Origin of the sequence: Rhodocyclus purpureus, assembly GCF_016653115.1 — a bacterium.
In the GTDB taxonomy this organism is placed as follows: domain Bacteria; phylum Pseudomonadota; class Gammaproteobacteria; order Burkholderiales; family Rhodocyclaceae; genus Rhodocyclus; species Rhodocyclus purpureus.
In genome coordinates, this window is the sequence record NZ_NHRX01000004.1 from 1 (window position 1) to 14,861 (window position 14,861).

Genomic DNA, 14,861 nt, shown 5'->3' on the forward strand with positions numbered 1-14,861 from the left:
TTTTCCCATGACGCTCACCACAGTCGCTCTTTACGACCGCAGCTCAGGGTGGTTTGGCATCTCCGCCTGATCGGCGACACCGAGGGGCCCGCCCTCATCACTGGTACAGCATGACTTCGCGGACGTTCGCCGCTACGTCTTCTTGGCACACCGACAACTATCTTGACTCAGGGGGGTTTCCGCCTTGACCATGAAGTTCACGGTCGTCTGCGGCTGGTCGCAGGCATAGCGCTGGAAGACGACGCTCGGCGCGTCGCTGTGGTTCCGATTCATCGCCGCAATCAGGTTGATGTACTCGCCCATCGCCCAACTCAGCGGCTGCATCGACTTGGTCGCGCTGCCGACGGGATACGCAGGCGGCGTGTCGGTCACCCAGCCGGTGATGTGGGCGCTGTTGCTCCACACCTGTTCCGGAATGAACCCGGCCGGTGAGGAAAACGCCTTCAGCGCGCCGAGATACGCGCTGCCCTTGGCGCCGTCGCCCGACTTGACGATCTCGTAGATGCCGCGCTCGGCGGTGAAGATCGGCCACAGGCGACCGCGCCCGCTGCCGTCGTAATCGCGCCCGTCGTTGTGCTCGCCATAGCCGTCGAAGTTGTAACGGAACCAGGGGTCACCCTTGCCGGCGATGGTCTGCTTGAGGATCGCGTCGTATTCGGGCAGGGTTTCGAGGATGGTCCAGTCGCTCGGGCTCATCACGCCCATGCGCACGAGTTCGAGGAAGCCGCCATCGATGATCCAGCGCTCGCCGTGGCTGCCGACGCCGTTGCCGAAAGCCAGGCTGACGTCGTCGTTGGGGTCGGCGGTGACGTTGATGCGCAGGTAATACTTGCCGTTGCAGCCCGGGCAGTTCTTGTGGAAACCAGTCGTGGTGAAGGTCCAGTTGGCGACGTTGTTTCGCCACTCGTCCGCCTTCTGCAAACGGCACGGGGTCAGGTCTCGCATTGTTGCATCGAGGTTCCGCCAGCGCGGAACGGGGGACAGACGACGGCTTTCCTGTTCGCCGGTAAGAAAACCGTCGTCTGCTCACTATTTCCGACATGCGCACCAGAGATCGGCAGACGCTGGCGGGGAACCGCGCCAGAAACGCGCGGTCATGCTCCATTCGCCAAAGAAGTACCAGCGACCTTATCCATGAGAAAATCGAGACAATGCAAACGACGAAAGCACGCCTTCTCGCGACGTTTCTGATGCTGGCTGCTGCGACGGCTTTCGCCGCGACCGACTACGACAACGTCAGTACGGAGACTGATCGATTGCTTTCGGCAGCCGAATACAGTCGCGCCATCGCGCAACGTGAAGAAGCGGTCAGGACCGCAGAACAGAAGACCGGAGAGGCCAGCCTGCAGACGGCGAAAGCCCTCTACGAGCTGGCATCGCTCGTGCACGATCAGGGTGATTACGCCAGGGCCGAGGCGCTGTATCAGCGCACCCTCTCCATCCTGGAAAGAGCGCTGGACCCCGATCATCCGGCCGTTGCCAGTTGTATCAACAACCTGGCGATGATCTACAAGGCCCAGGGCCAGTATGCAAAGGCCGAACCGCTGTATCGGCGCAGCCTGGCGATCCAGGAAAACGCGCTCGGCGCCGAACACCCCGATGTGGCCGTCTCCTTGAACAATCTGGCGCAGCTGTATCGCACGCTCGGAATGCATGCCAAGGCGGACCCGCTCTATCAGCGCAGTCTGGCCATCCTTGAAAAAAACCTCGGCCCCAGACATCCCAAGACCCTGACCGTCCGGGAAAACATGGCGCCCCGATCCGGCAAGACGGCACAGCTCTTCGAGACACCGCCACTCATGGAGGGTGCCCGAACTGCCGCCTTGGGCAGGCAAGCGGCGGTGCCCGCTGCTGCGGCCAGCGCGCCCTCCGTCCCCGAACCGCTCGGCGGTGCGGTCGGTGATCTCATCGCCGCCGGCAGTACCTGGTTGAAGCGCGCCCCGGAGAAGAACTACTTCATCCAGATTTCCTCCAGCGAAGCCGCCGGACGCGAGGTTCTCGAACGTCAGATTGCCTCCCTGCGTCGCCACCTCGACCCGAAACAGCTTCGTGCCTATCGCCCCGTGCTGAGCGGTCGCGACGAGGTCGTCATCATCTATGGCAACTATGACTCCGCGGCCGCTGGGCGGAAGGCTCTGGCGCAGTTGCCGCCGTCCATCCTGAAGTTCCAGCCCCTCCTGCGCCAGGTCAGCCAGGTGCGCTGAACTCCGGCTCCACGGGTGCTACCCCCTCGGGGGTCAGGTCTCGAATTGTTGCATCGAGGCTCCGCCAGCAGATCTGTCTCGGTGACGAGTTCGGCGAGCGACTGCAAGGCGAGCTGACGATCCTGCCTGCGGCACGGCGCCGCTCTCGGCGACCGATCCAACGATGCGCGAACTGATACCGAGCCTGCCGCTGTCGCGACCACTTCCACGCGGAAAGTGCGTTCGCCGCTGCACGGTACCGATGCACTCCCATGCCTTGGCATCGCCAACTGCGCCAGTGTCTATGCAAAAAGCATTTATTGTGCTTACAATCCCGCGTACCTCCGACTGAACGTTGGTTCAGTGCGCCACGGTTTGTCCCTCATGGGCAACACTCGTAACGCATCGCGGCGAGCGTCCTCGTACTGAGCAACGCCTGCAGCGCGGAAGGGAAACCCCATCGGAAATCACTTTGAGGCATTACGTCAGAGGACGATCGCTATGGGAAATATGGTGCTCGGCATTCACAGCAACGTCGCGGGCGATGCAAACGACTATACGACGGGACACGCCTGGCTGACGATCACGCACGACGGCGTGACGACTCACTATGGACTATGGCCGGACGCGCACCCGAATGTAATTGACAATGGCGATGCCTCAGACATCCGGGTGGGAATGGAAGCCTCCGCAAAGGCAGTAGCAAGCCGCTATTACCGACTCTCAGATGCACAAGCAAGACACTTCAACGCGTTGATGAAGGCAAATGTCACATGGCGATACACGAACACTTGCGCATCGTGGGCGGGAGAAATTGTCGACGAAGTGGTGGGTGAGAATGTGGACGCCGATGACTGGGCTGGCTTTGAAACTCCCAGGGAACTGGGCAAAAGCATCCTGGAACTGGAAGCCAAGCAGCCTACCAGCATCATAAGCCCGAAGCCCCTGAAGCAAAATCCGGCCTCAAGCTTGATGAAGCACAAAGGATAGACTCAGATGACAAGATTCGTCGCGGCATTGATCTTGGGCACGTCCGTATCCCTGGGCGCATGTGGAGGCGACATGAAGCAGTACAAAAAGGCAGACGTCGACATCATTTCCGTACAGCAACTCCCATCCGGGCAGACGGAAATTCTGTACCAGCCGATCCTTGATTCACTGTACTACTCCCCTGGCGCAACTGTCCGCGAGGACGCTGGCCGGCAGAAGGTTTCCTTCGTTCGTTGCGGAATCAAGAAAGACTGCGCTGTCGATGTGATCGCGCAAGAGTCCGAGCGGGGGCAAGTGAAGATCGTACTTCCATCGCCCCCCGAGAACATTGACCTCGTTTTCAGCGACGGCGAGGTTCGCCTTCCGAAGTGAGCTTCACGGAGTCAGGTCTCGAATTGTTGCATCGAGCCTACTCCAGCCCTGCCCCCGTCAGCCGCGGAAAGACCTGACGCATTCCGCCAGCCGAGTCCTCGGCGTCGCCTGGATCTTGCGCAGCAGCGAGTGCGGGACGTCGCGCAGTCCATAGGTCCGCGCCAACTCGTCGCACATCCGCGCGACGAGACTGGCGGTCATCTCGGCGTCGGCGAGCGCGCGGTGGAAACGGCCGGTGACTTGAAGATCGGCGTACTCGATCAGCGTGCCGAGTTTGTGACTCGGCGCCGACGGAAAGACCCTGCGCGCGACGAGCATCGAACACGCGAACGGCTGTTGGCAGCTCAAACCGACCCGTTCCAGTTCGGCGTGCCAGAAGCGGCTGTCGAACGAGGCGTTGTGGGCGATCAGGGGCGCTTCGCCGACGAATTCCGCGGCCTCGCGCATCACCTGTGCCGCCGGCGGCGCCTGGCGGAGCATCGCGTTGGTGATCCCGGTCAGTTCTTCGATGAAGGACGGAATCCGCGCGCCGGACTTCATCAGGCTCTGGTAGCGGTCGACGACCACGCCACCTTCGAGGATCACGATGCCGATCTCGGTCGCCCGGGCGCCGTGCTCGGGCGACATCCCTGTGGTTTCGAAGTCGATGACGGCAACGCGTTCCATGAAACGTCCGGAAAAGAGGAATGGCCGGCATCTTAACAGCCGGTGGCCCCCGTTCGACGTCCGTCACCACGAAAACTCAACGCACTGCCGGCACGCGGATCTCTTTGCGCCCGCAAGTCGAACGGACGTCCTTGCCGCAGGCCATCGGTGACAGCTGGCGATCAAAACAGACGCGAACCTCGGACAACCTGGGGCCGCTGCAGGCCACGGCCAGCGCCTCCTTGCTCATCCCCGGATTCTCGGCGACGATGGACGCAATGATTTGTGCTGCGGTGAGGTATTGTGTTTTCTCCGGGCTGTCCAGCGCGACCGGCACCTTGACGCTCGTCCGGACCTGATCGGAGACCTTGAAGTAATCGAGGGCATTCAGACCGCTACAGGTCCCGTGCTTGCCCCATTCATGGTCGATCAACTTCGGGCTCGGGAAGATCGTGTTACCGAAAGCGATCGCCTCGGAGGTCAGGCGATCTGCGGTCGCGCAGTTTTGCGGGTAGCCGCCCTTCGCGTACTGCGGCCACAGGCCATGCAGGACGAAGCCGAACCCCTTCTGGATGGTGCATTGCGGGCTGTCGTGCGGGTGCGTCAGGCAGTAGGTCGGCGACCACGACAACGAGAGCACGTAGTAGTCGAAAACACCGGCCTCGTGGCTCACCTCCTCGGCGGCACGGGCACGGGCCTCGAGGCCGGAGGTGAAGAACGCGACGACGAAGCCCAGAAGGATGGAACCGAGATAGCGGCGAAGCATGATGAAACCCTCCGTGGCATGAAAAGGAATGCTGACGGACTGGGCTGCACCAGCGCGCCAAACATTCCTTCAGCATAGCCAGGGGAGTCCTGAAGGCAATGGAAATGTGAGCGTCGCCGACCGTGCTCAGCGGCACCCTGCCTTCAGGCAAAAACGTGTTCGCGCAGCTCCGCCAGTTCCGCCTGCCATCCGGGCGCCGTGCGCCGACAATAGACGACGGGGACGCCGAGTTCGTCGGCCTGTTTGCGCACCTTGAGCATCAAGGGGTGGCTCAAATGGCGGCAGACGAAGACGACGAGGCGGGTCCCCGCCGAGAGCGAGCGCCGGGCATCGGCTGCCTTGCGCCCCGGCCAGTGCTCGACGCGCAGCGTCGTTTCTTCGGGAGCGATCTTCGCCACTGCCTGGCGGATCGCTTCCACCCTGTCACCCCCAACAATCAAGACGGTCATCGCGGCCTCCCTGTCGAATGCCCGGGGGCGATGGACACGCGCAGGCAGCAGGCGCGCACCGCTCTTCCCGGACTACAGGACAAGACTACGGATGGCGGCGGCGTTCATCCAATACGGATTTGGAGGAAGCTTATTACGTCTTGTCGAGAGGCGCCGTTTCGCGGCTGACGCCGCTCCCACGAAAAGCGCTCCCGGAATGGGCTGTCGTGGGAGGGCCGGCAGGCCCGAATGGAGGCACGCCCCAATGCACTTACGGGGCGAGCACATTTGATTCATTATGAATCAAGCGTGCCCGCCCCGTAATCGGGGATTGCGGCAGACCGCGTTCAGCCGATGCGCTTGGCCAGCGAGGCCGGCAGGAAGCTCTGCGTCTGGCGTTCGATCACCGCGCGCAGGCCGGCGGCGCCGCTGCATTCGGGGATCGAGTCGATCGCTTCCTTGACGAGTTGGTCGAGGTAGACGATCGCTTCGTCGAGGCCGCGCTCGCGCGCGACGTTGGGACGGCCGAGAATGGCGTCGCGGCCGACCGGCTTGCCGAGTTCGGCTTCGTTCGAGGCGACGTCGCGGATGTCGTCGGCGACCTGGTAGGCTTCGCCGAGCTTTTCGCCGAGCGTGCGCCAGGGACCGGCTTCGAAACCGGCGGCGGCGGCACCGGCCATGGTGGCGGCGGCAAACAGCGCGCCGGTCTTGGCGCGGTGGTATTCGGCGAGCGGGGCGACCGGTTCGCATTCCCAGGCCTGGCCGGCGATGATCCCGGACGGGGAGCCGGAGCCACGGGCGACGATGGTGGTCAGCGCGGGCAGGCGCTGCGGTGCGGCGGCGCAGCCGCGCACCAGCGTCTCGAAGGCCATCACGATCAGCGCGTCGCCGACGAGCACCGCCAGGCGTTCGCCGAAGGCGCTGTGCAGCGAGGGCTTGCCGCGGCGCGTCGGTGCGTCGTCGAAACACGGCAGGTCGTCATGCACCAGCGAGCCGCAGTGGATCAGTTCGATCGCCGCGGCGGCGGCGTCGGCGATGACCGGATGATCTTCGCTGCAGGCGCAGGCGACGGCCAGGGTCAGGCGCGGACGCAGGCGCGCGCCACCGGGAAATACGGCGTAACGCAGCGCCGCTGCCAGGCGCGTCGGACAACCGGCACCGGTCGCCTGCGCCACGCTCGCCGACAGCGACTGTTCAATCGCCGTGGTCAGCGTCTTTTCGATCCGCTTCATCGCATCCATCACTTGCTCTCCATCGCTTGCGCTTCGAGTTTGCGCACGGTTCAGGCCGTGCATCCCTGATTGTCTGTTTCGCGGCCTGGCCGCGCCAATTGCCTGGTCCTGACCTGCGTCCCCGCTCAGGCGCTGCTGCGCGAAGCCGCGGCCACACGGTCGCGCCGCTCCAGCCGTTCGACGAGCTCGAGCGTGCGCTTGGCGCTGTTGGCGAAGTCCCACCAGTGCGGCGTCCGTGCCGCCGCCGGTGCGTGCGTGTTGACGACGGCCTCGACCAGGAAGCGGGTTCCTTCGAGCGGCGGTTCGGCGTTGTGACGGGCCGGTTGCGCGGTCGCGGCCAGCGCGCCGGCCAGCCCGCGCAGCTTGCGCGACATCGGCGTCACCGCGCGCCGCGACACCGAGTCGCCGCCGTTGCGTTCGACCTCGCGGCCGATTTCGGAATAGATGCGGGCCGCGGCGTGGATGCCGGGACGGCACGACAGTGGCAGTCCGGCGACGCCGCCGCAGGAACGCTCGTAGAGGCGGTCGGCCTCGCGCAAGAGGCGCGCGACGACCGAGCCGATACGCTGGTCGAAACGCGGGTCCTTGAGCCAGGTGTCCGGGTCGACGCCGGCCTCGCGCAGCCAGGCGAGCGGCAGGTAGAGGCGTCCGGCGCGCGCGTCCTCGCCGACGTCACGCGCGATGTTGGTCAGCTGCATGGCGACGCCGAGGTCGCAGGCACGCGCCAGCACGTCGGGGTCACGCACGCCCATGAGCAGGGTCATCATCGCGCCGACGGTGCTGGCGACGCGCGCGCCGTAGCCGTGCAGGTCCTCGATGGTCTCGTAGCGGCGCCCCTCGGCGTCCCACTCGAAGCCTTCGAGCAGCGCTTCCGGCAAGGTGCGCGGGATCGCGTACTGGACGACGACTTGGGCGAAGGCGCGGTCGGCCGGGTGGTCGTGCGGCGTCTGCGCGTAGATCGCGTCGAGGCGCCGGCGCAGGCAGGCGAGCGCCGCCGGCTTCTCTTCGGGCGGGCTATCGTCGACGGCGTCGTCGGCAACGCGGCAGAAGGCATAGAGCGCCGCTGCCGGCTTGCGCATGCGTCGCGGCAGGACCAGCGAGGCGGCGTAGAAGCTGTGCGAGCCGCCGCGCAAGAGGCGTGCGCAGACGGCGGCGTCGTCGGGACGGTGATGATGTTCAGCGGAATGACGATGCATCTGGCACCACCGAATCGAGAACTTTCGCCGACGAGAGCACGCCGGGAAGCCCTGCCCCCGGGTGGGTGCCGGCGCCGACGAGATAGAGGTGATCGACGTCCTCGCTCTTGTTGTGCGGCCTGAACCACGCGCTCTGCCAGAGCACCGGCTCGAGGCCGAAGGCGGCGCCGTGGATCGAGTTGAGGCGATTCTTGAAGTCGAGTGGCGTGGTCACGAACGACGTGGCCACGTTCTCTTCGAGGTCGGGCATGATCGTGTCCGACAGGTACTTCTCGATCTTCTTGCGGTAGGGCTCGGCTTCCTTGGTCCAGTCGGTCCCGGACTCGAGGTGCGGCACCGGCGACAGCACGTAGAAGCTGTCGCAACCTTCGGGGGCCATCGACGGGTCGGTCGCGGTCGGCCGGTAGAGGTAGAGGCTGAAGTCCTCGGCGAGCACCTTGCGCGTGAAGATGTCCTCGACGTGCTCCTGGTAGCGCGGCCCGAACAGGATGGTGTGGTGCTTGACGTCCTCGTAGCGCTTCTTGGTGCCGAAGTACCAGACGAACAGGCTCATCGAGTAGCGCGCGCGGTCGAGCTTGCGGTCGGTCCAGGTCTTGCGCGCCGAGGCCGGAACGAGATTCTTGTAGGTCCACGCCGAGTCGGCGTTGGAGACGACGATGTCGGCCTTGATCAGCTCGCCCGACTTCAGGCGGACGCCGGTCGCACGCTTGCCATCGAGCGTGATCTGCTCGACCTCGGTCTTGTAGCGGATGCTGTTGCCCTGCCCCTCGACCAGCCCGACCATTCCCTTCACCAGGCTGCCGGTGCCGCCCATCGCGAAGTGCACGCCCCAGCTCTTTTCGAGGTAGGCGATCATGCTGTAGATCGAGGTGACGTTGAACGGGTTGCCGCCGACGAAGAGCGGGTGGAAGCTCTGCGCCGCGCGCAGGCGCGGGTCGCTGATGTACTTCGCCGCCATGCTGTAAACGCTGCGCCAAGCCTGCAGGCGCATCATGTCCGGCGCCACCTTCATCATGTCGCCGAAGGTGTTGAACGGCATGTGCGCGAGCTGCTCGAAGCCGAGCGCGTAAGTCTGCTTGCTGTGCGCGATGAACTTGGCCAGGCCCTCGACATCGTCCGGGTTGAACGCGGCGACCTGCCGGTTCATCTCGGCTTCGTCGTTGCTGTAGTCGAAGACCGAGCCGTCGTGCCAGCGCAGGCGGTAGAAGGGCTGCATCGGGCGCAGGTCGATGTCGTCCGACATCTTCTTGCCGCACATCTCCCACAGTTCCTCGAACAGGAAAGGCAAGGTGATGATCGTCGGGCCGGCGTCGAAGGTGAAACCGTCCTTCTTGTGCACGTAACCGCGGCCGCCTGCTGCATCGAGGCGCTCGAGGACGGTGACGCGGTAACCGCGCGCACCGAGGCGGATCGCCGCCGCAAGACCGCCGTAGCCGCTGCCGATGACTACCGCGTGTGGGCGACGATCATTGGCGCCGGTGCTGATTTGCTTCGTTTCGCTCAAAACCAAACCTCTTCTCAAACGGTATTCCGCCACTCAGTTCGCGGTCGGGCGCGAGTCTATCACAGCACCCGACGCGCAGGCATTCGCGGTGCTTCAGCCTGCGCCGGCCGGCAGGACGCCCACCGCGCAGGCGACCTGCTCGATCAGCGCGGCGACCGCGGCCGGATCTTCCTCGTGCGCGAGGTGACCGAGCTCGGGCAGCCGGTACACGCTCGCCTGCGGCAGGCAGCGGATGATGCGCTCGGCGTGCTCGGGCGGGACCATTCCGTCGCGCGCGCCGACGACCAGGGTCAGGGGCACCGGCAGGCGCGGCAACTCGCGCTCCAACTCGTGCAACTCCCAGTTCGCCATCATGGCGATGGCAGCGGCGACATGCGCGGGGTTGCACACCAGCTGCCGGTAACAGCGCTCACCCTCGGCGTCGATGGACGAACCGGTGCCGGCGAGCAACTGCCGGAGCAGCGCCGGATCGCCGGCGCGCCAGGCGACCAGGCGCGGCATCAGCGGCAAGGCGGCGAACAGCTTCGCCATCGGCAGATAGACGTAGGAGGGAAGTCCGGTCAGCGGCAGCAGTGCGCCGTTGAGGCTGACCAGCGCGCACGGATCGATACCACCGTCGAGGCACATGCGCGCGAGGATCGCGGCACCCGCCGAATGGCCGACCACCAGTTGTGGACGGACGCCGAGCACCTGCAGCAGTTCGCGCAGCGACTGCGCCATCCCGGGCAGCGACAGGCGCGCAGCCGGCGCCCGCGAAGTGAATCCGTGCCCGGGCAGGTCGACGGCGACCACCGTGAAGCGCCGCGCCAGCAGCGGTGCCAGCGCCCGCCAGGAGTGCGTCGCGGCACCGGTGCCGTGCACCAGCAACAGTGCCGGACCCGAACCCATCTGCTGCACGTGCCAGCGCAGGCCGGCAGCGCTGACGAAGCGACTGGCCGAGCGATTCGGCCAGTCGCGCCCCGCGTCTTCCCAGTCCAGAGCGGCGGCCACGCTCGCCCCCTGCCCCGACCTCAGCCGCGTGCCGAGGGCGTCGCCGCGAGCACCGTCTTCGAGATGCCCTTGGCGTCGGCGTAAGGCAGCGGGAGGTAGAGTGCGTCCATCTCGCGTGCGATCTTCTGCGCCTGTGGCTGCGGCTGCGGCGAGGTATCGACCATCAGCGCGGTGAAACTCGCCGCACGCAGCATGCGCGCAGCGGCGAGCGCGTCCTCGCCCGCCTGCTGGCGACCGCCCTTGCCGTCGCGACCGACGTTGGCCTTGCCGTCGGTGAGGAAGACCAGCAGCGGCGTCTCGCCACGTCGGCGGACCGCGTCGGCGAGTTCGACGGCCGCGTCGATGCCGGCAGCGAAGGGCGTGCCACCACCACCGGGCAGGCTCGACAGCGCACGCTTGGCGCGCACCAGCGAGCGCGTCGGCGGCAGCAGCACCTCGGCGCCAGTGCCGCGGAAGGCGATCAGCGCGACGCGGTCGCGGCGCACGTAGCAATCGGCGAGCAGCAGCTCGACCGCGCCCTTGGCCTCGGCCAGCCGGTGCAGCGCAGCCGAGCCGGACGCGTCGACGACGAAGATGCTGGTCGTCTGCGACTTCTGCTTGTAGCGGGTGATGCGGAAATCGTCCTGGCGCACTTCGACGCGACGCCCGCCCTCCGTGTAGCGGCCGCTGGCTTCGGCTTCACGGCGGCGGATCGGCTGCCATGGTGCGGCGTTGCGCAGGGTCTCGACGACGTTGAGGCGATTGCCGTTCTGCGGCATGCCGCGGCGCGTTCCGACCGGCCGGCCGCGTCCGCCCGATTGCTTCGAAGCACCGCTGCGACCGCCGGCGGCGGCGCGGTTGCGCATGAACTGGGCAGCACGCAACTGCGCCAGCAGTCCGGCCGGCATCGCCGCCAGCGCTGCGGCGAGCACGACGTCCTCGAGCGGCTTGTCGACCTCGGGCGGCGGCTTGACCTCGTCGTCGTCGCCCTCGGGCGGCGGCTGATCCTCGGGCGGCTGCTCGGGAGGAGGCTCCTCCGGCGGCTGCTCTTCGGGCTGTGGTTCCTCGGAAGGCGCTTCGGGAATGCGCGTCGCCCGCGGCACCAGCACCAGACGCACAGCCACCGAGGCGTCGTCTTCCTCGGCCTCGACGCGTCCGGCGAGCGCAGCCGAGGCCCGCGCGACACGCACGGCCATCAGCGTCGGGCGCAGCGAAGCGACGCCGAGCGCCACGCCGGCGCCGCAGATCGCCTCGACCAGCTTGTCGGGAACGACGACGGAACCCAGGAGCGCACGCGCGTCGGCAATCTCATCGGGCGTCGGCGCCAAGGCATCGGTGTCGCGGATGCTGACGTCGGTGAGGATCACCGAGAAGGCGAGCCGTTCGAGCAGCGCCGTCGGCGGCTTCTCGTCCTCGGTGACGCCCTCGTCGAGAACGACCACGCCGAAGCGCGAAGGCAGGCGCATGGCCAGCCCGTCGCGTTCGAGGATCACTTCGCCGTTGTCGAGCACCGCAGTCAGGCGCGCCGCAGTCGACGGCGTCAGCCGTTCGCCCATCGCCATGATCGCGATACCGCCATTGACTTCGGCAAGGACACCGCGCTCGGCGACCGGACGCCCGGCCTGCAGGGTCTGCGCCAGGTCGAGACCGCCGAGCAAGCGGCTGTCGGCGATATGCAGCGGCACGCGTCGTACCGGCGTCCCCTCGGGCAGCAGGCCCGTGAAGTCGCGCAGCCAGCGGTCGCGCACCGGACCGGCGAGCGAGCGCACATTGACGCCGCCGAGTCCGGCCGGATCGATCGCCAGCAGCGAGGCGGCGAGTACCGCCTCGCTCCAGTGGGCCGCTGCGCTCACGCGCCGAACAGTTCGGCGATCGCGCGCTCGACGCGCGTCGTCGAACCCGAATCGTCGAGCGGGTTGCGGCGCAGGCGGTGGCGCAGCGCGGCCGGTGCGATGCGCTTCAGGTGGTCGTCGGTGACCACGTTGTCGCCTTCGAGCGCAGCCAGTGCGCGCGCGGTGCGCATCAGCGTCAGTTCGCCGCGCAGGCCGTCGGTACCGAGCTTGATGCACAGTTGCGCGGCGCGTTCGAGCGCTGCCTGCGGCACCTCGACTTCCTTCAGCTTCTCGCGACCGGCGACGATCTGCTTGCGCAGCTTGGCATTCTCCTTCGACCACTTCTCGGTGAAGGCGACCGGATCGCGGTCGAACTCGTCGCGGCGACGGATGACCTCGATGCGCGCGGCGATGTCGGTCGGCGTCTTCACTTCGACCGAGAGGCCGAAGCGGTCGAGCAGCTGCGGGCGCAGTTCGCCTTCTTCCGGGTTGCCCGAACCGACGAGGACGAAGCGTGCCGGGTGACGGACGGAAAGACCTTCGCGCTCGACGACGTTCTCGCCCGAGGCGGCGACGTCGAGCAGGACATCGACCAGGTGGTCTTCGAGCAGGTTCACTTCATCGATGTAGAGGAAGCCGCGGTGTGCGCGGGCGAGCAGGCCCGGCTCGAAGGCCTTGACGCCCTGCGCCAGAGCGCGTTCGAGGTCGAGCGCGCCGACCACGCGGTCCTCGGTCGCGCCGAGCGGCAGATCGACCACCGGCACCGGGGCCTTGACCTTTTTCTTCGCGGCCTTTTCCTTGCCGCCCTCGCTTGCACACAGTTCGCACAGCGAGGGCATCGCCGGCGCGTTCGGGTCGCAGTTGTAGCGGCAGCCGGCGATGACCGGCATCGGGGGCAACAGCGAAGCGAGCGAGCGCACCGCGGTCGACTTGCCGGTACCGCGATCGCCAAAGACGAGGACGCCGCCAATGGATGGATCAACCGCCGCGATCAGCAGCGCATGCTTCATTTCATCCTGACCGACGATAGCGGCGTACGGATATGCCAAACCCATTTATATCTCCCCGCGCGCGGCGCGAGCCGCGGCGACAATCGAGGGAGAAGACCCGGTGGTCTCCTCCTGTGTGAATAGCGGAACCGACAGCGGAAGGTGCCGACGCGTGAGCAGGCGGCGCCCGCTGGCGCAAGCGCGGGATTTTAACCCGCGCCGCCGCGAGCCGGGAATACTTCGGCGCTCAGGCGGCGGCCGCGCACTCTGGCGGGAACGCGGGTCAGCGCCGGTCCCGATGCAGCGCCCATTCCCAGAGCCGGGAACCGTTGATCGGGACCACCATCAGCCAGTGTTCGATGATGGCCAGAGCGAGCAGGGTGGTGACCAGGGTGAGGCCGGTGGCCTCGAATGAATCGGCCGGGAAGACGAGAATCTCGCGGATGAGCAGGATGGCGGCGGCCCCCGAGAGCGAGAGCGAGAGCGGGAAGAGCATGTTCATCGGACGCTGCGTCAGGTACTGGCGCAGGTGCGAGAGGTGTTCGGGGAGCAGTTCGGCGGAGAGGTTGGGAACGCCGAGGAAGAGGTTGAGCTTGGCCGAGAGGCGCATCACCCAGAGCACGGCGAAGGTCCAGGCACCGACCAGGTTCGGCGCGTCGGTGGTCAGGGCCCAGACCAGCACGGCGCCGAAGACGAGCGCGATCTCGTGGTAGAGGATGGCTTCGGTCGCGTTCACGAAGCGCTGGAAGCCCTCGGTCGGTGGCCGGTCGAGCGCGCGCCGCGGGCCGATGATGAAGCCCATCAGGAAGCTCATCTCGAACCACGCCCAGATGACGATCGCGCAGAAGAAGGACTGGTAGGCGGCAGCGACGCTCGTCTCCTGCGAACTCGCCGCGAGCCCGACCAGCGCGCCGACGAGCAGGATCGTCGCCCCGGCCATCGACCAGCGGAAGGTGTGCCGCGGCAAGCCGTCGAGGTAGAAGATCACCCCGGTCGACGACCACCACACGAACGCGGCGAACGCGGCCGGAATGGCGTAGCTGGCGAAGTCGGACATCGAGGGGGGGCAGGAGCTAGGCGTTAAGTGTTAGGGGCTAGGCGTTCAGTGCGAGGGAGACGTGGCCGCGGATCGACACCTGTTCGGGCCTGACGGCCCTCCCACCACAGGACTGCTGCGGGAGCGGTGGTGGGAGGGCCGTGAGGTCCGAACGGGGGCGCGCTCCGCACCCGGCTATCGCTGAGCGCTCTCTCCGGCTGCCTGCGCCCGCACCGAGCCGAGCAGCTTGGCGTAGACGGCGGTGTTGGTCGAGCCGAAGCCGCCGAGGTCGAAGCTGCGGCCGGTCGGGGTGTCCTCGAGGCTCAGGTGGCCGTCCTGATGCACGACGAGCTGGTACGGGGTGTCCTCGGGGATGCCCTGGCGCTTGCGTTCGCGGTTGATCGAGCGGATCGACGCGCGCAGGAAGCCGTCCTCGCCGGGCGCCAGCGTCAGCAACTGCTCGCGCGTGTCGGCATCGACGACCAAGAAGGCGCCGTCGGGCTGGGTCGAGAAGGAGAGCGCGCGCGTCTCGACCGCCGGCGCCGGCGGCGCGACGCGCGGGTCGAAGCCGCTGAGGCGGGCGATGGCGACACCGGTGACGACGACGGCAATGAGGATGCCGGCGCCGATCAGCGGTGCGCGCGGGAACGGCTGCGAGCCGAATTCGGGTTCGTCGTGATGCACTTGTCGATTCGCCTACGTGGGTCGCGCCAGTCGGC

The 14,861-nt window shown here is 66.7% G+C and carries 15 protein-coding genes; 3 read left to right on the forward strand and 12 right to left on the reverse strand.

All coding sequences use genetic code 11. From position 1 onward, the window contains the following. Window positions 1–132: 132 nt before the first annotated feature. Window positions 133–945 carry a glycoside hydrolase family 15 protein gene (locus CCR84_RS00150; RefSeq protein WP_201208913.1) on the reverse strand — a complete coding sequence of 271 codons (813 nt, stop codon included), beginning with the start codon at window positions 943–945 and terminating at the stop codon, window positions 133–135. A gap of 206 nt (window positions 946–1,151) precedes the next feature. On the opposite strand from CCR84_RS00150, the gene CCR84_RS00155 reads away from it, so the two are divergent. The 3 genes from CCR84_RS00155 to CCR84_RS00165 all read left to right on the forward strand — a co-directional run bounded on the left by CCR84_RS00155 (window position 1,152) and on the right by CCR84_RS00165 (window position 3,545). Next, complete coding sequence (locus tag CCR84_RS00155; RefSeq protein ID WP_201208914.1) at window positions 1,152–2,204, forward strand: tetratricopeptide repeat protein; 1,053 nt, start codon at window positions 1,152–1,154, stop codon at window positions 2,202–2,204. A 480-nt stretch (window positions 2,205–2,684) separates the two neighbouring features. Further along, window positions 2,685–3,173 (forward strand): thioredoxin domain-containing protein, encoded by a 489-nt coding sequence (locus CCR84_RS00160; RefSeq protein WP_201208915.1) that lies wholly within the window; start codon window positions 2,685–2,687, stop codon window positions 3,171–3,173. A gap of 72 nt (window positions 3,174–3,245) precedes the next feature. Then, complete coding sequence (locus CCR84_RS00165; RefSeq protein WP_201208916.1) at window positions 3,246–3,545, forward strand: hypothetical protein; 300 nt, start codon at window positions 3,246–3,248, stop codon at window positions 3,543–3,545. 57 nt (window positions 3,546–3,602) lie between these two features. Here the strand turns inward: CCR84_RS00165 and CCR84_RS00170 are convergent, their stop codons facing one another. The 11 genes from CCR84_RS00170 to puhC all read right to left on the reverse strand — a co-directional run bounded on the left by CCR84_RS00170 (window position 3,603) and on the right by puhC (window position 14,826). After that, window positions 3,603–4,211: a 3'-5' exonuclease gene (locus CCR84_RS00170; protein WP_201208917.1), complete on the reverse strand. Its 609-nt coding sequence runs from the start codon at window positions 4,209–4,211 to the stop codon at window positions 3,603–3,605. A gap of 76 nt (window positions 4,212–4,287) precedes the next feature. After that, on the reverse strand, window positions 4,288–4,956 hold the full coding sequence (locus CCR84_RS00175; RefSeq protein WP_201208918.1) for a ribonuclease T2 family protein: 669 nt from the start codon (window positions 4,954–4,956) through the stop codon (window positions 4,288–4,290). Between the two features lie 143 nt (window positions 4,957–5,099). Next, the gene (locus CCR84_RS00180; protein WP_201208919.1) at window positions 5,100–5,405 is read right to left on the reverse strand and encodes a hypothetical protein; all 306 of its coding nucleotides are present in this window, start codon (window positions 5,403–5,405) and stop codon (window positions 5,100–5,102) included. Window positions 5,406–5,731: 326 nt separating this feature from the next. Further along, window positions 5,732–6,616: a polyprenyl synthetase family protein gene (locus CCR84_RS00185; protein ID WP_201208920.1), complete on the reverse strand. Its 885-nt coding sequence runs from the start codon at window positions 6,614–6,616 to the stop codon at window positions 5,732–5,734. Window positions 6,617–6,741: 125 nt separating this feature from the next. Beyond that, window positions 6,742–7,812 (reverse strand): phytoene/squalene synthase family protein, encoded by a 1,071-nt coding sequence (locus CCR84_RS00190; RefSeq protein WP_201208921.1) that lies wholly within the window; start codon window positions 7,810–7,812, stop codon window positions 6,742–6,744. Next, window positions 7,793–9,316 (reverse strand): phytoene desaturase, encoded by a 1,524-nt coding sequence (locus CCR84_RS00195; RefSeq protein WP_207186163.1) that lies wholly within the window; start codon window positions 9,314–9,316, stop codon window positions 7,793–7,795. Before CCR84_RS00195 ends, CCR84_RS00190 begins: the two co-directional genes overlap by 20 nt. A 93-nt stretch (window positions 9,317–9,409) precedes the next feature. Continuing rightward, window positions 9,410–10,306, reverse strand: a complete 897-nt coding sequence (gene bchO / locus CCR84_RS00200) for an alpha/beta fold hydrolase BchO (RefSeq protein ID WP_201208922.1) — start codon at window positions 10,304–10,306, stop codon at window positions 9,410–9,412. Window positions 10,307–10,326: 20 nt separating this feature from the next. Beyond that, entirely contained in the window at window positions 10,327–12,138 is a 1,812-nt protein-coding gene (locus CCR84_RS00205) for a magnesium chelatase subunit D (RefSeq protein WP_201208923.1), read from the reverse strand. Further along, window positions 12,135–13,172: a magnesium chelatase ATPase subunit I gene (gene bchI / locus CCR84_RS00210; protein WP_274610760.1), complete on the reverse strand. Its 1,038-nt coding sequence runs from the start codon at window positions 13,170–13,172 to the stop codon at window positions 12,135–12,137. Before bchI ends, CCR84_RS00205 begins: the two co-directional genes overlap by 4 nt. 217 nt (window positions 13,173–13,389) lie before the next feature. After that, window positions 13,390–14,163 carry a putative photosynthetic complex assembly protein PuhE gene (gene puhE, locus CCR84_RS00215; protein WP_201208925.1) on the reverse strand — a complete coding sequence of 258 codons (774 nt, stop codon included), beginning with the start codon at window positions 14,161–14,163 and terminating at the stop codon, window positions 13,390–13,392. Between the two features lie 174 nt (window positions 14,164–14,337). Continuing rightward, a complete protein-coding gene (gene puhC, locus CCR84_RS00220; RefSeq protein WP_201208926.1) occupies window positions 14,338–14,826 on the reverse strand; it encodes a photosynthetic complex assembly protein PuhC in 489 nt (162 codons plus the stop codon). Window positions 14,827–14,861: the final 35 nt, after the last annotated feature.